The 17,332-nt window shown below is 38.6% G+C and carries 16 protein-coding genes; 12 read left to right on the forward strand and 4 right to left on the reverse strand.

All coding sequences use genetic code 11. From position 1 onward, the window contains the following. Nucleotides 1–10 precede the first annotated feature (10 nt). Together NPX99_RS02485 and NPX99_RS02490 are read right to left on the reverse strand one after the other, a co-directional pair. Complete coding sequence (locus tag NPX99_RS02485; protein WP_269030182.1) at nucleotides 11–1,057, reverse strand: hemin-degrading factor; 1,047 nt, start codon at nucleotides 1,055–1,057, stop codon at nucleotides 11–13. A 271-nt stretch (nucleotides 1,058–1,328) separates the two neighbouring features. Next, complete coding sequence (locus tag NPX99_RS02490) at nucleotides 1,329–3,509, reverse strand: TonB-dependent hemoglobin/transferrin/lactoferrin family receptor (RefSeq protein ID WP_269030183.1); 2,181 nt, start codon at nucleotides 3,507–3,509, stop codon at nucleotides 1,329–1,331. Between the two features lie 237 nt (nucleotides 3,510–3,746). Here NPX99_RS02490 and NPX99_RS02495 point away from each other — a divergent pair, with 237 nt between their 5' ends. Beyond that, nucleotides 3,747–4,529, forward strand: a complete 783-nt coding sequence (locus NPX99_RS02495; protein ID WP_269030184.1) for an energy transducer TonB family protein — start codon at nucleotides 3,747–3,749, stop codon at nucleotides 4,527–4,529. 104 nt (nucleotides 4,530–4,633) lie between these two features. Here the strand turns inward: NPX99_RS02495 and NPX99_RS02500 are convergent, their stop codons facing one another. Continuing rightward, nucleotides 4,634–6,748, reverse strand: coding sequence for a lytic transglycosylase domain-containing protein (locus tag NPX99_RS02500; protein WP_269030185.1), 2,115 nt, complete (start codon nucleotides 6,746–6,748; stop codon nucleotides 4,634–4,636). Between the two features lie 251 nt (nucleotides 6,749–6,999). On the opposite strand from NPX99_RS02500, the gene dapA reads away from it, so the two are divergent. Continuing rightward, the gene (gene dapA, locus NPX99_RS02505) at nucleotides 7,000–7,884 is read left to right on the forward strand and encodes a 4-hydroxy-tetrahydrodipicolinate synthase (protein WP_269030186.1); all 885 of its coding nucleotides are present in this window, start codon (nucleotides 7,000–7,002) and stop codon (nucleotides 7,882–7,884) included. Nucleotides 7,885–7,899: 15 nt separating this feature from the next. Beyond that, on the forward strand, nucleotides 7,900–8,376 hold the full coding sequence (smpB, locus tag NPX99_RS02510) for an SsrA-binding protein SmpB (protein WP_269030187.1): 477 nt from the start codon (nucleotides 7,900–7,902) through the stop codon (nucleotides 8,374–8,376). Between the two features lie 41 nt (nucleotides 8,377–8,417). Here the strand turns inward: smpB and NPX99_RS02515 are convergent, their stop codons facing one another. Next, entirely contained in the window at nucleotides 8,418–9,086 is a 669-nt protein-coding gene (locus tag NPX99_RS02515) for a uracil-DNA glycosylase (protein WP_269030188.1), read from the reverse strand. A gap of 567 nt (nucleotides 9,087–9,653) precedes the next feature. Between NPX99_RS02515 and rpoZ the strand changes: the two genes are divergently transcribed. From rpoZ to recO, 9 genes are all read left to right on the forward strand, one after another. After that, nucleotides 9,654–10,052, forward strand: a complete 399-nt coding sequence (gene rpoZ / locus NPX99_RS02520; RefSeq protein WP_269030189.1) for a DNA-directed RNA polymerase subunit omega — start codon at nucleotides 9,654–9,656, stop codon at nucleotides 10,050–10,052. 129 nt (nucleotides 10,053–10,181) lie between these two features. Beyond that, a complete protein-coding gene (locus NPX99_RS02525) occupies nucleotides 10,182–12,407 on the forward strand; it encodes a RelA/SpoT family protein (protein WP_269030190.1) in 2,226 nt (741 codons plus the stop codon). Between the two features lie 16 nt (nucleotides 12,408–12,423). Continuing rightward, on the forward strand, nucleotides 12,424–13,002 hold the full coding sequence (gene pyrE / locus NPX99_RS02530; RefSeq protein ID WP_269030279.1) for an orotate phosphoribosyltransferase: 579 nt from the start codon (nucleotides 12,424–12,426) through the stop codon (nucleotides 13,000–13,002). A gap of 90 nt (nucleotides 13,003–13,092) precedes the next feature. After that, a complete protein-coding gene (locus tag NPX99_RS02535; protein ID WP_269030191.1) occupies nucleotides 13,093–13,695 on the forward strand; it encodes a DUF2062 domain-containing protein in 603 nt (200 codons plus the stop codon). Further along, entirely contained in the window at nucleotides 13,692–14,093 is a 402-nt protein-coding gene (acpS, locus tag NPX99_RS02540) for a holo-ACP synthase (RefSeq protein ID WP_269030192.1), read from the forward strand. Before NPX99_RS02535 ends, acpS begins: the two co-directional genes overlap by 4 nt. Nucleotides 14,094–14,176: 83 nt before the next feature. Next, entirely contained in the window at nucleotides 14,177–14,989 is an 813-nt protein-coding gene (gene lepB / locus NPX99_RS02545) for a signal peptidase I (protein WP_269030193.1), read from the forward strand. Beyond that, nucleotides 14,970–15,677 carry a ribonuclease III gene (gene rnc, locus NPX99_RS02550; RefSeq protein ID WP_269030194.1) on the forward strand — a complete coding sequence of 236 codons (708 nt, stop codon included), beginning with the start codon at nucleotides 14,970–14,972 and terminating at the stop codon, nucleotides 15,675–15,677. Before lepB ends, rnc begins: the two co-directional genes overlap by 20 nt. Next, entirely contained in the window at nucleotides 15,670–16,575 is a 906-nt protein-coding gene (gene era / locus NPX99_RS02555; RefSeq protein ID WP_269030195.1) for a GTPase Era, read from the forward strand. Before rnc ends, era begins: the two co-directional genes overlap by 8 nt. Before the next feature lies 1 nt (nucleotide 16,576). Further along, entirely contained in the window at nucleotides 16,577–17,323 is a 747-nt protein-coding gene (gene recO, locus NPX99_RS02560; protein ID WP_269030196.1) for a DNA repair protein RecO, read from the forward strand. Nucleotides 17,324–17,332 lie beyond the last annotated feature (9 nt).

The raw sequence follows: 17,332 nt of genomic DNA on the forward strand, positions 1-17,332 counted from the left end.
TTTACCTTATCTAAGCAATTGCTGTTTCTTTATATGAAGGTAAACTCTTCAATAAAGAGCGCCAATCTTCACGTTCTTTTTGGCCTTCCTTTCGCATACCAAAGAATTGCACAATCATCTCATTATTTTTATCAAAAACTTCAAGTGAGCTGACATAACCATCATTTGTAGGTTTGCGAACATGCCATATTCTATCGATTCCAGAAAGTAACAAATGCATGTCGAATTTATGGTCGAGAATATTAATCCAAGGACCCATTGTCTTAATGTTTTTTATTTTCCCACTGAAAATTTGGATACACCCTTTATTGCCAATAAAACACATAATTGGAATTTCCTGTTGTGCAGCTTGGTTTAGCATTATTTCAATAGAGTCCTCACTTAACGCGTCAGAAAATTCACTACCAGCATATTTCACAGCGTCATGCCGATTCATTTTTAGTTCAGAAATAATTTCATGAAGTTGATGTACATCAGTCATGTTCCGCCAACGATCTCGGAAATGTTCAACATCTAGTTTCTCTATATCACATTGAACTGGGGCTGGAGCAGGAAGAATATCAAGAACAGGGGATTGATCCTCATGAAGCAACTTATCAACAAGTTTATTCCACTCTTCCATATTTGTCGTATCGGTAGGATAGAGCTTAAAAATAGAAACGCCGCTTTGATCAAAAAATTGTAGACTTTTCGTAGGTTTTCCAAGAACAATCATGTCATATTCGAAACCAAATTTCCATTGTTTTGGAAAAATACGTAAGTCAATTTCACCGAGCGTGATTGGGATATGTTGGCTTTGAACAATCTCTCCAAAACACCCTGTTATTTCATGAACAGCATACTCGTTACGTGTCAATGCCATCACTGTTCCAAGTTGAGGAGCACTTTCTAGAAAAGTTGCAACATCAGCATGTAATCTTTTTGCTTTTCCAATTGTACAATAGGCCGCAACAAATTCCGCCTCAGATATACCAATAGAGACTGCAAAATCACGATTCCGCATTTCTTTTTTTTCTTCACGCAAACGAATAATCATTTCGGCTGTATAGGATGACATAGACTTTCCTTATGTTAATTTTAGAGAGTTAACTTTCAAAATTTCATCATTACAAAGGCAATAAGTTGAACCATTCTTAATGAACGGCTCAACCTTTCACCAAATAAACCCCTAATAATCAACAGAAGAACAACCAAAAATTGATAAATGAGGAAGAATTAAAGTTCTTCTTTCAAGTCTTTGTGATTTAAAGAACAATGAGAGCAGAAACACAATAACTTATCCTTTTATTGGTATAATTTTCTATTGATCTAAGAGTTAACAGAAGTGACTAAAATTTTTGCACGAACGAGACCTTAAAGTTACGACCAGGTTGGCTATAATAATCATCTGGTGTTGCACTTTTACTTGAAGGAAGATCAGAGACATTCCAATATTTTGTATTAAACAGATTATAAACACCAGCTCTTACAACAAGCCCTTTTTCACCAAAGGGTTTCCACCATCCTGATATATCAACAATGTTATACCCAGGAACTTTTGGGTAGCTAGATTCTTGAGTAGCTTTATCACGTTTTAGAGATGAAGTAAGTATGACGTCTGCTCCCCAAAATTCTTTTGCGTATCCTAGTCCAACAACCGTTTTTAAAGGTGGAATTGAGCTGAGATATTCATTTTTATCAAGATCGTTTCCTTGCGAATAGACAAGGGCAAAATTGCTACGGAACCCACTATGAAGAGCCAAATGTATTTTTGCTTCAACACCAGAAATACGGACATTCGAACGATTCATATAATGCCGACGCGCAAATTGGAATTCTTCTGATGGTCCTTTATCTACAGTATCTATGAAATTTTTATACTGATTGACAAAGGCACTAAGCAAACCACCGAAGCTCTTATCTCCATATCTTATGCCAAGATCATATCCATTGCTTATTTCTGCTTTAAGATCAGGATTTCCTTTCACATAATAAGCGGAAGGCTTAATATAAGAGACATAAAGTTCTGAACTGCTTGGTGCGCGAAAAGCTTGCGCCCATTGAGCATAGAACGTCACTTGATTACGAACATCCCACTCCATCCGTAACTTAGGAGAGAAATGTGAGCCATTTCTTTCAGGAGGGAATTTATCAGAAATCAGTGCTTTTTCATAAGCAGATGTTTTTTGAGGGGTATGCTTATACCAATCGTAACGAACTCCAGGTGTTATGCGGAAACGGTTATGAGAAAAGCCAATTTCATTTTCAAAAGCAAAACCAAAATTGTAGCTCTTCGTATCCGGTGAATCTGATCGATTAGCAGGCACAAAGAGACATCCCCGTGCATATTCCTTCACATGACAATTATCTCTTCCTAACAAATAATGATGAAATTGAGAGGAGGAAGCATTAGTGGCAAGCTTTAACGTATGGCTTACAGTACCAATATTCACTTTTTTGAGAGCATGAGCATTTAAACCATAATTGGAGTTGCGCACAAGATTATCTCTCAAATAATCTCCTTTTGGTGCCCTAACACGAAATCCACTCATAATATCATTATTGGATTGCTTTAGCCAATAAAGTTGTCCGTGAAATGCATCAAAAACCGTATCTCCGCTACCACTGTAATCATAGGAAAGAGAAAGACGTTCACGACGTTTATTATCTTGATCGTAAACAGAGCCTGGAGAGTATCTTTCACTCATATTTAATAAATGCGTGTTCTTACTATAATCAAAGCGTTCTGCTGTAAAACCAAGACGGTGGTTATCATTGAAATATTGATGAACTTTAAAAAGCAAATTATTTTGGTCAAAATGAGCGGGATTTTCACGTGTACGTTCTCCATGATACCCCTCTATGGTGCCCATATTTTTGCGCTCATGCCCTTGTGTATGAGATCCTTGGAAAAGCAAAAATGTTTGTCGGACGCGCACCGCAAAAGCCTGATCTACACGCCAACTATTATTAACAGAATGATAACCACCTTTTATAAGACTCCCCCAATTCTTCTCTTCAGTGATAAGGTCTTCAGGATTAAGGGTACGCAAAGCGACGACTCCCCCTAATGCACCGGACCCATAAAGACTAGAATCTGATCCTTGAATAATATCGAATGTGGAAAGAGCGCTAAAGTCAAATGTCGTATTTCCACTGTTTCCACGCAATATATCATTAAGCCATGGAAGAACAATACCATCCATCGTTGTGAGAACACGATCTGCGTTTAAACCACGAACTACAAAACTATTTTTCTCTGAGTTATAAGCTATGGATGGATCAAGACGACTAACTTCATGGGCATCACTTATTTGCTGTTCATCAATATCCTTAGCGGTTTTACGATCAGTTAGAATGGTTACTGAACCTGAAGCCCCCTCTATTTTTTTCCCTTTAATAACAATCGGTTTAAGCTCAGTTATAGCACCGCTCTCCTTGTTTTGCGCAAAAACAAATGAAGGGATACAGACTGATAACGCACTTAAAATTAGGCAGCTTTTATGGATATTTTTTCGTCTTATTCGCATAACACATCATAACCTTTTCTTAAATATCCCCTCTCTAGCTCGAAACTATAAAAAACGCTTAACTTAACCATTACAAATGAACCAGCTAAGCAAAAGTGATTTGATTTTAGCAAAAAAACCACGAGAAAACCATATTAAACATGACAAAACCAGTCAAGAAAAAAGTTGCATTTTCAAAAGAGCTTGTTTTAATGCACTTAAAGAGCGATTAAGCTTAGAATAGCGGCGGAAAAAACTATGATTTTTACAAATACGAGGCGGTTATTAACTCTTTGGGTTGGTGCGTTTATTTGCGCTTTTTCTTTGCATATAGTATTGGGAGCACAGTTTTATTTTCAGAATACTGGTGTAAGTAAAGCTATGCTCTCACCTATTGTTATGCTGACTGTTGTGCAAGAAGCTGCATATCCGGATGTCGACACAGATTTTTCGGATCTTGAGAAAGATCTATCGAATATGAATACAGAGCCAGAAGAGTTACAGTCTGATCTTTCAAAACAGGAGTCGGAGAACTTGGACACCATGGATGAGGTTCAACCTGATGAGCTTCAGCATACTGAAGAAAAAGGTGATTTTGCAATTCTTAAATCCTTGGAGAAACCTTTTCCTCAAGAAGTAGAGCGTAAAGTGATCGATAAAAAACCTATACCGATACCAAAGACTATAGTAAAGCAATCCACTGTAAAGAGGACACGTTCGTCCACCATCCATCAGGATGGAGATTCAGCAGCACGTGAGGATGCGTTGTTAGTAGAATGGTTAGCAAAGGTACAGACGCAATTAGAAATGCAAAAAAAATATGTTGTAGGACAGCGTAACAGTCCTGCAAAAGGAACAGTGAAGTTAGAATTTAGGGTGCATGAGCAAGGGAGTATTTTTTCTAGCCGCGTTGTAGTCTCTGCGGGTGATCCAGAACTTGATCGATTAGCTATGGCGGCGCTTTCCCGTGTTGGCTCTTTTCCTCCACCACCACCATCAAAAGTGAACAAAATTATTAGAGTATCATTGATATTTAGCTGATTTCCATGGGATTTATGATTCATTTTAACATATGTTATGTTTGTTGCTATGATGTTATCGTTTGTAGATTAAGAAATGAGAATGAACGATGGTAGATCGTTATGTTACTTCCATCGACCGTAAAGAAGATCAGCTTTCATATCTGTTTTTCCAGTAAGTCTTGCTTTATAAACGCCATAATTCTCCATAACACGCATCACGTAATTACGTGTTTCTGTATAGGGAATGCGTTCAATCCAATCGATGACTTTATCAAGAGATTGCCCTCGAGGATCGCCATAACGTTTTATCCATTCATTAACACGACGAGAGCCTGCATTATAACCAATAAGAGTCAAGATATAGGATCCATTAAAACGTTCCAATTGTTCACTGAGAAAATAGGCACCTAATGTAGCGTTATAGCTGGCATCACTGCTTAGTTTTTGGGGAGACCATGTGATTGAATATTTCTTTGCAAGCGTTTTGGCTGTCGTAGGCAAGAGTTGGAGGATGCCTCGTGCGCCTGCTTTTGATATAGCTGTTGGGTTAAATTCACTTTCTTGGCGCGCTATAGCATAAACAAGTGCTTGTCCTGCAGCTGATACGTTGGTAGATGTTGGTATAGCACCTATAGGATGAGAAAGTGCACCAACATTTTTGCCTTGAAAAACAGCATTTTTCCCGATTTTGAGACTGGTATAATAGTCTCCATTCTTTTCTGCCATCACTGCCAGAAGAGCTAATTCACCAGGGCTTTCTATTTTTTTGCCGAGTTCTCTATAAAAAATTTTAGCTAACTGAGCATAACCTGCTGCTTCAAGGCGTTGAATTGCTTTAATGGCGTTGCGTGCGCTAAAACGTTGTCGTTCAAGGGCTGTTGGTTTAGGAAAAAAAAAGTCGAGTTTTTTTTTGTTAAGCCGTGCAGCTGCTAATTGGCCATAATAAGTTGCACCAAAATGAGCAGCACGATGAAAATAATTTTGGGCACTTTTATGTTCACCTAGAGTTTCTGTTGCTCGTCCCATCCAATAATATCCACGAGATGCAGAAAGAGGCGCAGAAGATAATTGGGGAATACGTGAAAAATGGTGCATTGCTAATTTAGGGTCATGAAGAAACCGTAGCGCGTACCATCCTGCATGAAATTCCGCATCGACTGCCAATAAAGATGGCATACTAGTGTGTCTGGAAACGAGTTGATAAGCAATTTTAGGTTTGTTTAAATCAAGCATTTCGCGAGAAAGGGCACGTTGCTCTTTCCACAATGCAGGAGGGTTTATAAGTCTTAAAACATCTCTTGGTGTGCTCATCAGAAGTGTTGCGGCTTCATTATATTGTCCAGTTCGCCGAAGATAGCGAATGCGAGAAAATTGTAAGAGAGGATCTTTTTGCCATGAGCGCTCCACGGCCCGTAATTTTTTTGCGGCTCTAGGATCATTTTTTTCAACGGCAACAAAAGCATTAAAAAGAGATTGAGCATGAGCTAATTTTGCAACGCGCTCTGCTGAATCAAAGCGATGTGTATAAAGCATGAATTGCATGCGTTTTAGATGATCGATAGGTTTTAATGCAGCACGTGCATTTTTAAGAATAAGTTCTTCTTCTTTCGCATTGAGCTTTGTTTTATGCCACCATGGTGCAATCATTTGGTGAGCACGGGTGGTTTGTCCTGTTGCGATCAGTGCTTTAGCAAAGAGAGCCATACCTTGTGCTGTTAAAGGGGGATGATGAGCAAATTTTTGGATAATCACATGTGTGGAATTTGTTTCATTGATAAAAGCACGCTCCGCATTACATTGCATAATATCTATGCCGGGCCATCCTTTTAGTTCGTTGATTGCATTGAATATTTCAGAACTTGGAACATTGGCTTGGCTTGATATGCCGATCGCCCATGTCAAAATATGATAATCAAGGCTATTTTTTTCCATTGAATTACGAAAGCTTATTGTTTTTGCAATATCGTTGTTTAAAAGTGCCTCTAAACCAGCTTTAAGGTATTTAAGAGGAGCATTATTATTAAGCAGTGTAGGAGAGCCGTGGGGGGCTTTATAAACTTGTTCAAGAGATTCCTGAGATTCTTTTTTTGTGACAAAGGGAAGAGGGCGCGCTAGAGGAATTGGTGCATTTCTAGGCAAAAGGTGTGTTTGTGCACATGCACTTGAAAATAAGATTGTTGTTGCCAGTATAAGTACAGTAAAGCTTTGCACAAAAAAAGGGACAGAAAGTGGGCGCATAGAGAAAAAACCTTGAGACCTTTCTTTTTGAAAACACTCAAGAATTTCTAGAACAAAAGCGTGAAAAACGGGTTAATGTAGGCTGATACTTTAAAGAAATATGCAAAATTGAAGGAGATCATGCTAAATCTTAATCTTATGAGAACTATTGTGAAATTCATCTTGCTTCAATAATAGAGCAGGACTATGCTCTATTATTGCTAATCTATAAAGGCCATAAAAAATAAAGAGAACATTACAGGGAGTTTATCATGTTCAAGGGAGCTGTGACCGCGCTTATCACACCGTTTGATGATGAAGGCGCTATTGATGAAAAAGCATTTTGCAATTTTGTTGAGTGGCAGATTGCACAAGGTATTAACGGTGTAAGCCCTGTTGGAACAACAGGTGAATCACCAACTTTAAGCCATGAAGAGCATAAGAAGGTTATAGAATTATGTGTGGAGCAGGTCGCTAAGCGTATTCCTGTTGTTGCTGGAGCAGGATCCAATAGTACGAGTGAGGCTGTAGAGCTTGCACAACATGCGCAAAAGGCAGGTGCAGATGCAGTCTTGGTAGTCACTCCCTATTATAATAGACCTAATCAATCTGGTTTATACACGCATTTTTCTTCCATTGCGAAAGCTATTTCTATCCCTATTATAATCTATAATATTCCTGGTCGTTCTGTGATCGATATGGCTGTGGAAACTATGAGAGATCTTTGTCGGGATTTTAAAAATATCATCGGTGTTAAAGATGCAACGAGCAGAATTGAGCGTGTGAGTGAACAACGTGAAAAGTGTGGCGAGGATTTTGTGCAGTTTTCTGGTGATGATTGTACAGCATTAGGTTTTAATGCACATGGAGGTGTAGGGTGTATTTCGGTTTCCTCCAATGTTGCCCCCAAACTCTGTGCACAGCTTCAGGAGGCTTGTTTGCGTGGTGATTATAAAACGGCCCTCAAATTAAATGATCTCCTGATGCCTCTCAATCGTGCAGTATTTATTGAACCCAGTCCTGCAGGTATTAAATATGCTGCCGCAAAATTAGGGTTTTGTAACGATATTGTCCGTTCTCCAATTGTTCCACTAAAAGATACCACAAAAAAGATCATTGATGCGGCTCTGTGCCATGCCGGTCTGCTTAAAGAATAAAATGATAGAGTAGCCATGAACAAAAAGAAAAACGTGCCAGTACGAAAAATAATTGCTGACAATCGTAAAGCCCGTTTTAATTATGAAATTCTCGATAATCTTGAGGCGGGTTTGGTACTTCATGGTGCGGAAGTGAAGTCGTTGCGTTCCAATCAGGCCAATATTGCTGAAAGTTATGCTAGCTTTGAAAATGGGGAATTATGGCTTGTAAATAGTTATATTCCTGAATATACGCAAGCTAATCGTTTTAATCATGAGCCACGTCGTTTACGTAAATTATTAATTTCAAAACGTGAAATGGCACGATTTTTTAATGCAACTTCTCGGGAGGGAATGACACTTGTTCCCCTTAAACTGTATTTTAATGAAAGAGGATGTGCTAAGTTGGAAATTGCTCTAGCACGTGGGAAAAAGCTTCATGATAAACGCGAAGCGGAAAAGAAACGAGATTGGGGACGCGAAAAAGCACGGCTTTTAAAAAAATATGGATGACAAAATTGCTTTGTATATCTTTGTCATAGTTCTGAGAGATTTCAGCATTGATCAAGATATGTTTTGGCGGCTTCAAAAATTTCATGGAACATAACATCCGTTAAGCGTCCAGTGTTGGTATTATAGCGTGAACAGTGATAGCTTGAAAAGATACGTAATCTTCCGATATCATTTATTTTTCCATGTCCGAAAGGATGGGCTAAAATTTTTGCATTGAGGGCGCGTAGAGTTGAATGATGTGCAATAGTGCCGAGGGTGATGACAGCTTTAAGTTTAGGAAGATTTGTTAAAAGAGGGGAAAAGAAATATCGGCAAGTATTGATTTCTGCACCGGTGGGTTTGTTTTCTGGTGGAACACAACGAACTGAGTTGACAATTGCGACATCAATCAACTCAAGAGTGTCGTCTGCTCTTTCTTCGAAGGTCCCTTGGGCAAACCCAAATTTTTTTAGAGTGGAATAAAGTAAGTGTCCAGCATAATCACCAGTGAATGGGCGTCCAGTTCGATTTGCTCCGCGTAACCCAGGAGCAAGACCAACAATGAGAAGCCGTGTTGTCGTTGCACCTTTATAGGGAAAGAATGGACGCACCGGAGCATTATACCAACTTGGTTCTTTTATACGCCAGTCAGAAATGAACTTGTGTAAACGTGGGCATAAATTGCAGTTTTGCGGTGGTTCTGGGCAAAGCGATGTTAATTGGCTATTCATAGGCATTAATGATTTTTTATAAAGATTCTTTTGAGTTGTTTATGAGGTGTATGATGAATTATGTTTTTGTAAACAACCATGATAAATAAAAATGGGCTATTTGATAACAGAGTTTAACATAAAATGATTGCCAATTCTTTTTCATGAAGGTGCAAATCTTTTAGTAATTTATGAGATAAATAAAAGAGGAATGAAGAGAGACGTTATGGAATAGAATTCCTTACCATACATACTGTGCATGAGATTGTCATTGATTGCAAAAAAAATTAATAAATTGGAATGATTGCTATAATTTCAAAGGATGAAGTTGCTAGAGTAGAGAGCCAATTTATTAAGTAAGTATAATTTGTGTTGGAAACCGACACTTTTAAAGTTTTTCTTTTAGAAGAGCGTTGGAAACAAATTTGAAGAGGTTATGCGCTTTTATGAAGATTCTAAGATTCTTTCAATAAGCTTTTTGAGCAAAAAAAACAAAGCTTGTGTTGTTTTTCTTGTGTTTTATTTTGATTATTGTATATACTCTAACACCTATTATAAAATTTTTTAAGCTTTAAGAAAGAGATATAAATGGCCCGCGTAACGGTAGAAGATTGTATTGATAAAGTCGATAACCGCTTTGAGTTGGTGCTTTTAGCGGGGCATCGAGCGCGTCAAATTTCACAGGGTGCGCAGATCACGGTTGATCGTGATAATGATAAAAATCCAGTTGTTGCTTTGCGTGAAATAGCTGAGGAAACATTATCGCCTGCCGATTTAAAAGAAGATCTTATTCATTCATTGCAAAAGCATGTGGAAGTAGACGAACCAGAAATGGCAAGTGAATTTATTTCTCATTCAGGTGAATCTGAAAATGTTTTTGGAGCATCCTCAGAAGAAGAGGGTAGTTCATTTGATTATATGTCAGAAGAGGAGCTTTTAGCTGGTATTGAAGGTTTAGTCGTTCCGGAGAAAAGTGACGATTATTAATTGCAGCGATTTATATTTCTGGAGAAAATATACGTTGTCACGCGGTAGCGGTTGTTTTTTTGTCTTTTATTGATGAATTGTTCATGTTCAATAAGGGTTAAGTTGTGAAAAGATAAAGGATATGCTCGTATGATGCGTCAGTGTGAGCTTGTTGAGCGTGTTCAACGTTACAAGTCTGACGTGGATGAGGCTCTGTTAAATAGAGCCTATAGTTATGCAATGCAAAAGCATGGTCATCAAAAGCGTGCTTCTGGAGATCTTTATTTTTCTCATCCTTTAGAAGTTGCTGCTATTTTAACAGATATGCGGTTGGATGAAGCGACAATTGCTGTTGCTCTTTTGCATGATACAATTGAAGATACAAGCGCTACACGAGCGGAGATTGACCAGCTTTTCGGGTCTGAAATTGGTAAGTTGGTTGAAGGACTCACAAAACTTAATAAACTTGATCTTGTATCGAAGAAAGCAGTACAGGCAGAGAATCTTCGTAAACTTCTTATTGCTATTTCTGATGATGTTCGTGTTCTTTTAGTCAAGCTTGCTGACCGTCTTCATAATATGCGTACTCTTGGTGTTATGCGTGATGATAAGCGTCGGCGAATTGCTGAAGAAACAATGGATATTTATGCGCCACTTGCAGGTCGTATGGGTATGCAAGATATGCGCGAAGAATTAGAAGATCTCTCTTTCTTTTATTTAAATCCAGAAGGTTATCGTACGATAACCAATCGACTTTCTGAATTATCAAAGCGCAATCGTGATGTGCTTTCTAGGATTGAAAATGAACTAGCAAAACTTTTTTTTGAACATGGCATTAAAGCAGATGTTAAAAGCCGTCAGAAAAAATCTTATTCAGTTTTTCGCAAAATGGAAAGTAAGGCATTATCGTTTGAACAATTGTCTGATATTTTTGGATTTCGCGTTATTGTTGAAACAGTGAATGATTGTTATCGTGCTCTTGGTATCATTCATACGACTTGGCCAATGGTTCCTGGTCGTTTTAAAGATTATATTTCTATACCAAAGCAAAATGATTATCGTTCCATTCATACGACGATTGTAGGTCCTTCGAGGCAACGTGTAGAACTGCAGATTAGAACGGCTGCTATGGATGAAATTGCTGAATATGGTGTTGCGGCACATTCTATTTATAAAGATCATGGCTCCAATTATTCAACTTTGAAGTTGTCAAACGAAACAAATGCCTATGCATGGTTGCGTCAAACGATTCAATCTTTGTCAGATGGGGATAATCCAGAAGAGTTTTTAGAACATACAAAGCTTGAGCTTTTTCAAGATCAAGTTTTTTGTTTTACTCCAAAAGGTCGATTGATTGCTTTTCCCAAAGGCGCGACCCCTATCGATTTTGCTTATGCCGTTCATACGGACATTGGTAATTCTTGTGTAGGGGTAAAAATCAATGGTCGTATTATGCCTTTAATGACCAAATTAAAAAATGGTGACGAAGTTGATATTATACGTTCACAAGCTCAAATTCCGCCAGCAGCTTGGGAATTCCTTGTTGTGACGGGTAAAGCGCGCTCAGCTATTCGTCGCGCAACCCGTGCGGCGGTACGTAAGCAATATTCTGGTTTGGGATATCGTATTCTCGAGCGTTCGTTTGAATATATGGGAAAGCAATTTTCAAAAGATGCTCTTAAGCAAGTTTTGCCACGTTTGGCACGTAAAGATGTTGAAGATGTATTGGCTGCTGTTGGACGTGGTGAACTTCTTTCCGCTGATGTGGTTAAAGCGATTTATCCTGATTATCAAGATCATCGTGTTGTACAAAAATCATCTTTTAAGCCTGGGGAAGAAGGTTGGTTTAACATTGAAAATGCTCAAGGGATGATTTTTAAAGTTCCAGAAAATGAAAAGGATACAACGGCGCAGAAGCATCAATCCAAAGCATTACCTATCCGAGGAACCGGTGGAGATATTCCTGTACGATTTTCTCCTGAAGGAGCAGTACCAGGAGATCGGATTGTTGGCATTATGCAACCAGGAGCAGGAATCGTTATTTATCCGATACAGTCTTCGGCTTTGATGGCCTATGATGATCAACCAGAACGATGGATTGATGTCCGCTGGGATATCGATGCCCAAATGAGCGAACGTTTTCCTGCTCGAATTAATATTTTAGCTGTTAATAGTCCAGGTTCTTTGGCTGAAATTACCCAAGTGATTTCTGCTAATGATGCCAACATCCAAAATTTATCATTTATTCGTACAGCACCAGATTTTACAGAAATTATGATTGATCTAGAAGTTTGGGATTTAAAACATTTGAATCGTATTTTTTCTCAATTAAAAGAGGCCGGTTCAGTGAGTGCAGTACGACGCGTTCATGGGTAAAAAGAGAGATTTAATGATGAATACACAAGATGTGATTGATATTTTTAAACAAGCAGATGCTATTTTGGAAGGACATTTTATTTTAACATCAGGCCGCCATAGCGCTACTTATATGCAGAAGGCAAAAGTATTTATGCATGCAGACTTGACGGAGAAGTTATGTCGTGGGTTAGCTGAAAAAATCAAAAAATCTGTTAAGGGAAAAATTGATTATGTGGTTGGTCCTGCGATTGGTGGGCTTATTCCTTCTTACGAAACGTCACGTCACCTTGGTATTCCCTCTCTTTGGGTAGAGCGCGTAAATGGTGTCTTTGAATTGCGTCGTTTTGAAATCAAGAAGGGTGCACGTGTTGTGATTGTTGAAGATATTGTTACAACAGGTCTTTCCATTCGTGAAACGGTTGAGGCTCTGGTAGCAGCAGGAGCAGATGTATTGGCGAGTGCATGTATCCTTGATCGTTCTGCTGGTAAGGTTGATGTTGGAGTTCCATTGATTGCACTTGCTGAATATGAGATAGCATCTTATGCGAGTGATGCACTCCCTGCGGAACTTGCCGTGCTACCAGCCATTAAGCCGGGAAGTCGAAATATTTAATTGTCTTTCTATTTTTTTACAAAATCTTGGAGAAATTAATTTGAGCCATATGGATTATTTCATTGTCATAAGATGTCTATAGAGAGTCAAATGCTTTTTCGTCATAGAGAACCAGTAGATTTTGTAAAGCGTATTCGACTTTGGTTATGGCCACGTCGTTCATTCTCTCGCTCATTTTGCTATATACGTAAACGTATTTTGCGTATCTCAGCAACGCCACATAAAGTTGCGTTGGGGTTTTCTATTGGCATTTTTTTAGCTTGTTCGCCTCTTTTGGGGATGCATGTTATTTTAGCAATATTTTTTTCTTGGGTTTTACGCGGAAATTTTGCTGCAGCGATTATCGGGACGGTTTTTTCTAACCCACTTACATTTTTGCTGATTGTTATGGCTGATTATAAGGTAGGCTATTTCTGTTTATCGCTTTTTAGCAATGTAGATGAGATTTCTCTTTCTCAAATTCGTATTTTGTTTGAGGAGTTGACACTGTCAAATATATCTTTGCTTTTTAAGGGAACATGGGACTCAATCATGAGACCGATGATTTTAGGTGGTACCCTTTTAGGTTTTATTTTTGGCAGCTTATCTTATATAGGTGTTTACAGAGCAATTGCCCGCTTTCAACAAAAACGATATCAAAAGATCATAAAAAAAAAGCGCTTATGGCAAGAAAAATCGGGTAATATCTTATGATCATTGGTCTTGGAAATGATCTCATTGATATAAGACGTATCGAGAGAATGTTGATTCGTTATGGGGATCGTTTTATTCAACGTGTTTTTACTGATATTGAGCAGAGAAGATCTGAAACTCTCTCCAAAAGATCTTCTTCTTATGCCAAAAGATTTGCTGCTAAAGAGGCGTGTGCTAAAGCTTTAGGGACTGGAATTGCTTGTGGTGTGAATTGGAAAGACATGGGAGTGGTAAACTTACCGTCTGGAAAACCAACTATGAAACTCACAAATCGTGCACAAATGCAGTTACAAAAGTTATTGCCTCCACATTATGAAGCTGTCATTCATCTGAGCATAACAGATGATTTTCCTTGGGCGCAGGCATTTGTTATTATCGAAGCATTTCCGCGTGGATAGAATAGGTATGAGAGATTGTGCTTTTGTTATTTGGGCATTATGATAAAAAATGAATTATATCTGTCATGGGAAGGTAGTCTGTAATGATTCAGAAAGAGAAAATGCATAAAAAGAAAGAAAAAGGCGGAATTGTTGAATTTATTTTGGTTTTGATACAAGCCCTTTTTTTAGCAGCACTTATTCGTACACTTTTCTTCCAGCCTTTTAGTATTCCTTCTGGGTCAATGCGTCCTACTTTACTTGTAGGAGATTATTTATTTGTTTCCAAATATGCTTATGGATATTCTCGTTTTTCTATACCCTTTTCTCCTCCTCTTTTTTCGGGGCGTATTTGGGCATCTCAACCAAAGCGTGGAGACGTTGTTGTTTTTCGTTTACCGAGCAATCCCGATATTGACTATATAAAACGTGTTGTTGGGCTACCAGGGGATCGTATACAAGTTCGTCAAAGTGTTCTTTATATTAATGATCAGGCTGTTTCACGTCATTTTATGGGGAAGATTGATAATTCTGATATAACAGAGGTTAATTACCCTGTTGATGTGTATCGCGAAATAATGCCTAATGGTGTTCGCTACGATACACTTGATTTAGCTTTTATTCCGCAAGTTGATGATACAAAAGTCTTTGAAGTTCCACAGGGGCATTATTTTATGATGGGCGATAACCGCGATAATTCAGACGATAGTCGTCTGGATGTAGGCTATGTTCCGGAAGAGAATCTTATTGGACGCGCAAGTGTGATTTTTTTCTCTATTAGCAATGGCTCGAGTGCTTGGCAAATTTGGCGCTGGCCATTTGATGTACGTTGGAGTCGTTTGTTTTCTTTTATCAATATTGTTCATGATTTGCCGCTTGTTAAGCAAGGAATCAATAATGAATCATCCAGTAATTGACCAGCTTGAAAAACTGACGGGGCATCGTTTTAGAAATGAAGAGAAATTAAAAAGAGCATTAACACATTCGAGTGTACAAGATTCGGAACAAGGGAATTACGAAAGGCTGGAATTTTTAGGTGATCGGGTTCTTGGACTTCTGATTGCAGAGATGCTGTATCAATTTTTTCCGCAGGCAAGTGAAGGGGAGTTATCGGTACGTTTAAATGGTCTGGTCAATGCGCAGACATGTGCCGATATTGCGCAAGAAATGGGTTTGCCTGATATGATTCATGTTGGTTTTGAGATGAAAAACTTCGAGGGGCGTCGACTCATCAATATGCATGCTGATGTGATAGAAGCTTTGATTGCTGTGATGTATCTAGAGGGAGGATTAGAGAGTGTTCGGCCTTTTATTCAAAGATATTGGAAAGATCGGGCAAAGCAAATGGATGCTGGTCAACGTGATGCCAAGACAGCGTTGCAGGAATGGGCTCATATACAGAGCAATGCCCAACCATATTATCGGGTTATAAAACGTTCTGGTCCAGATCATGATCCTGTTTTTATGGTAGAAGTAAGCATTTCTGGTTTTGCTCCAGAGATCGGGCAGGGCAGTTCTAAAAGATATGCTGAGAGAATGGCAGCTGAGAAAATTTTACGACGAGAGGGTATATGGAAAGCAATAGGAAAAAGTGATCATGGATGACGTTATGAAAACGCGTTCTGGTTTTGTTGTGCTTATTGGGATGCCTAATGCTGGCAAGTCAACATTAGTTAATCAGTTGGTGGGAACAAAGGTTTCAATTGTAACGCATAAAGTACAAACAACACGCACTTTAATCCGTGGTATTGTCATTCATGATAAGACGCAAATTGTATTGATTGACACACCAGGTGTTTTTCATCCTCATAAGCGATTAGAACGCGCAATGGTATCTGCTGCCTGGGGAAGTGCGAAGAGTGCTGATATTCTTTTAGTTTTGATTGATGTTCAAAGTGGTCTTTCGGATGATGTTTATAGGATGTTAGATATTGTCAAAAATATTAAACAGGATAAAATTCTCGTTCTTAATAAGGTTGATACAGTTGTTAAGTCTTCTCTTTTAGCGTTAACCACTAAAATTAATGAGCATGTGCAGTTTGTGCAGACATTTATGATTTCGGCTCTAACCGGGTCTGGTTGCAAGGATTTGCTCTATGCTTTGAGTAATATGATGCAGGAGGGGCCATGGTATTATCCAGAAGATCAAATTTCAGATATGCCTATGCGTCATCTTGCTGCTGAAATTACCCGTGAAAAACTTTTCCTTCGCCTTCATGATGAGTTACCTTATTCTTCAACAGTTGAAACAGAAAAATGGGAAGAGCGTCCAGATGGTTCAGTTAAAATTAACCAAGTGATTTATGTAGAGCGTGATAGCCAAAAAAAGATTATTTTAGGAGCAAAAGGCGACACAATTAAAGCAATTGGTCAGGCAGCACGTAAGGAATTAATGGAAATTATGGATCAGAAGGTTCATCTTTTTCTCTTTGTAAAAGTGCGTAATAATTGGGATACTGATCCAGAACGTTATCGTGAAATGGGGTTGGATTTTTTACAATAACATGAAATGGAAAGAACAAGCTATTATCCTTGCTACACGCCAATATGGTGAAACAAGTGTTATTCTTGAAATTATGACACGTCAGCATGGCCGTTATATGGGAGTGGTAAAAGGGGGACGTTCGCGTCGCATGGCAGCTCTTCTTCAACCAGGGAATTTAGTTGAAGCTGAATGGTGGGCGCGTTTAGAGGAACATTTAGGACTTTTTAGGCTTGAAGCACTTGATTTATATGCGGCACGATTAATACTCTTACCAGAGGCACTTTATGCTTTGCAGTTGATGGCGTTTCATTTGCGTCTTCTTCCTGAGCGTGATCCACATCCCATATTATATGACCTGTTACATCTTTTTATGCGCAATTTTGAGGAACCTTCTATAATTGCAGAGTTGCTGGTGCGTTTTGAAATGCGACTTCTTGAGGAGTTGGGGTTTGGTCTTGATTTATCTTGTTGCGCAGCAACAGGGAGTTCAGAAAGGCTTTGTTATGTATCTCCAAAATCGGGACGGGCTGTATGTGAGGAAGCGGGATATCCTTGGAGAGAGAAGCTTTTACGTTTACCTCAATTTCTGCTACAAAGAACTGTCCGCCCTGTTGATTTTAAAGATATAATAAATGGTTTTGTTCTAACAGGTTTCTTTTTAACACGTCATGTTTGGGAGCCACGGGATATAAAGCATCCATCAGTCCGTACTAATTTGATAGAATTATTTGCACGGCGATTTCATATGCAAGAATTAATTTGTTGATTTTGATGA

This window comes from Bartonella sp. 220B, from assembly GCF_026930205.1.
Classification (GTDB): Bacteria; Pseudomonadota; Alphaproteobacteria; order Rhizobiales; family Rhizobiaceae; genus Bartonella.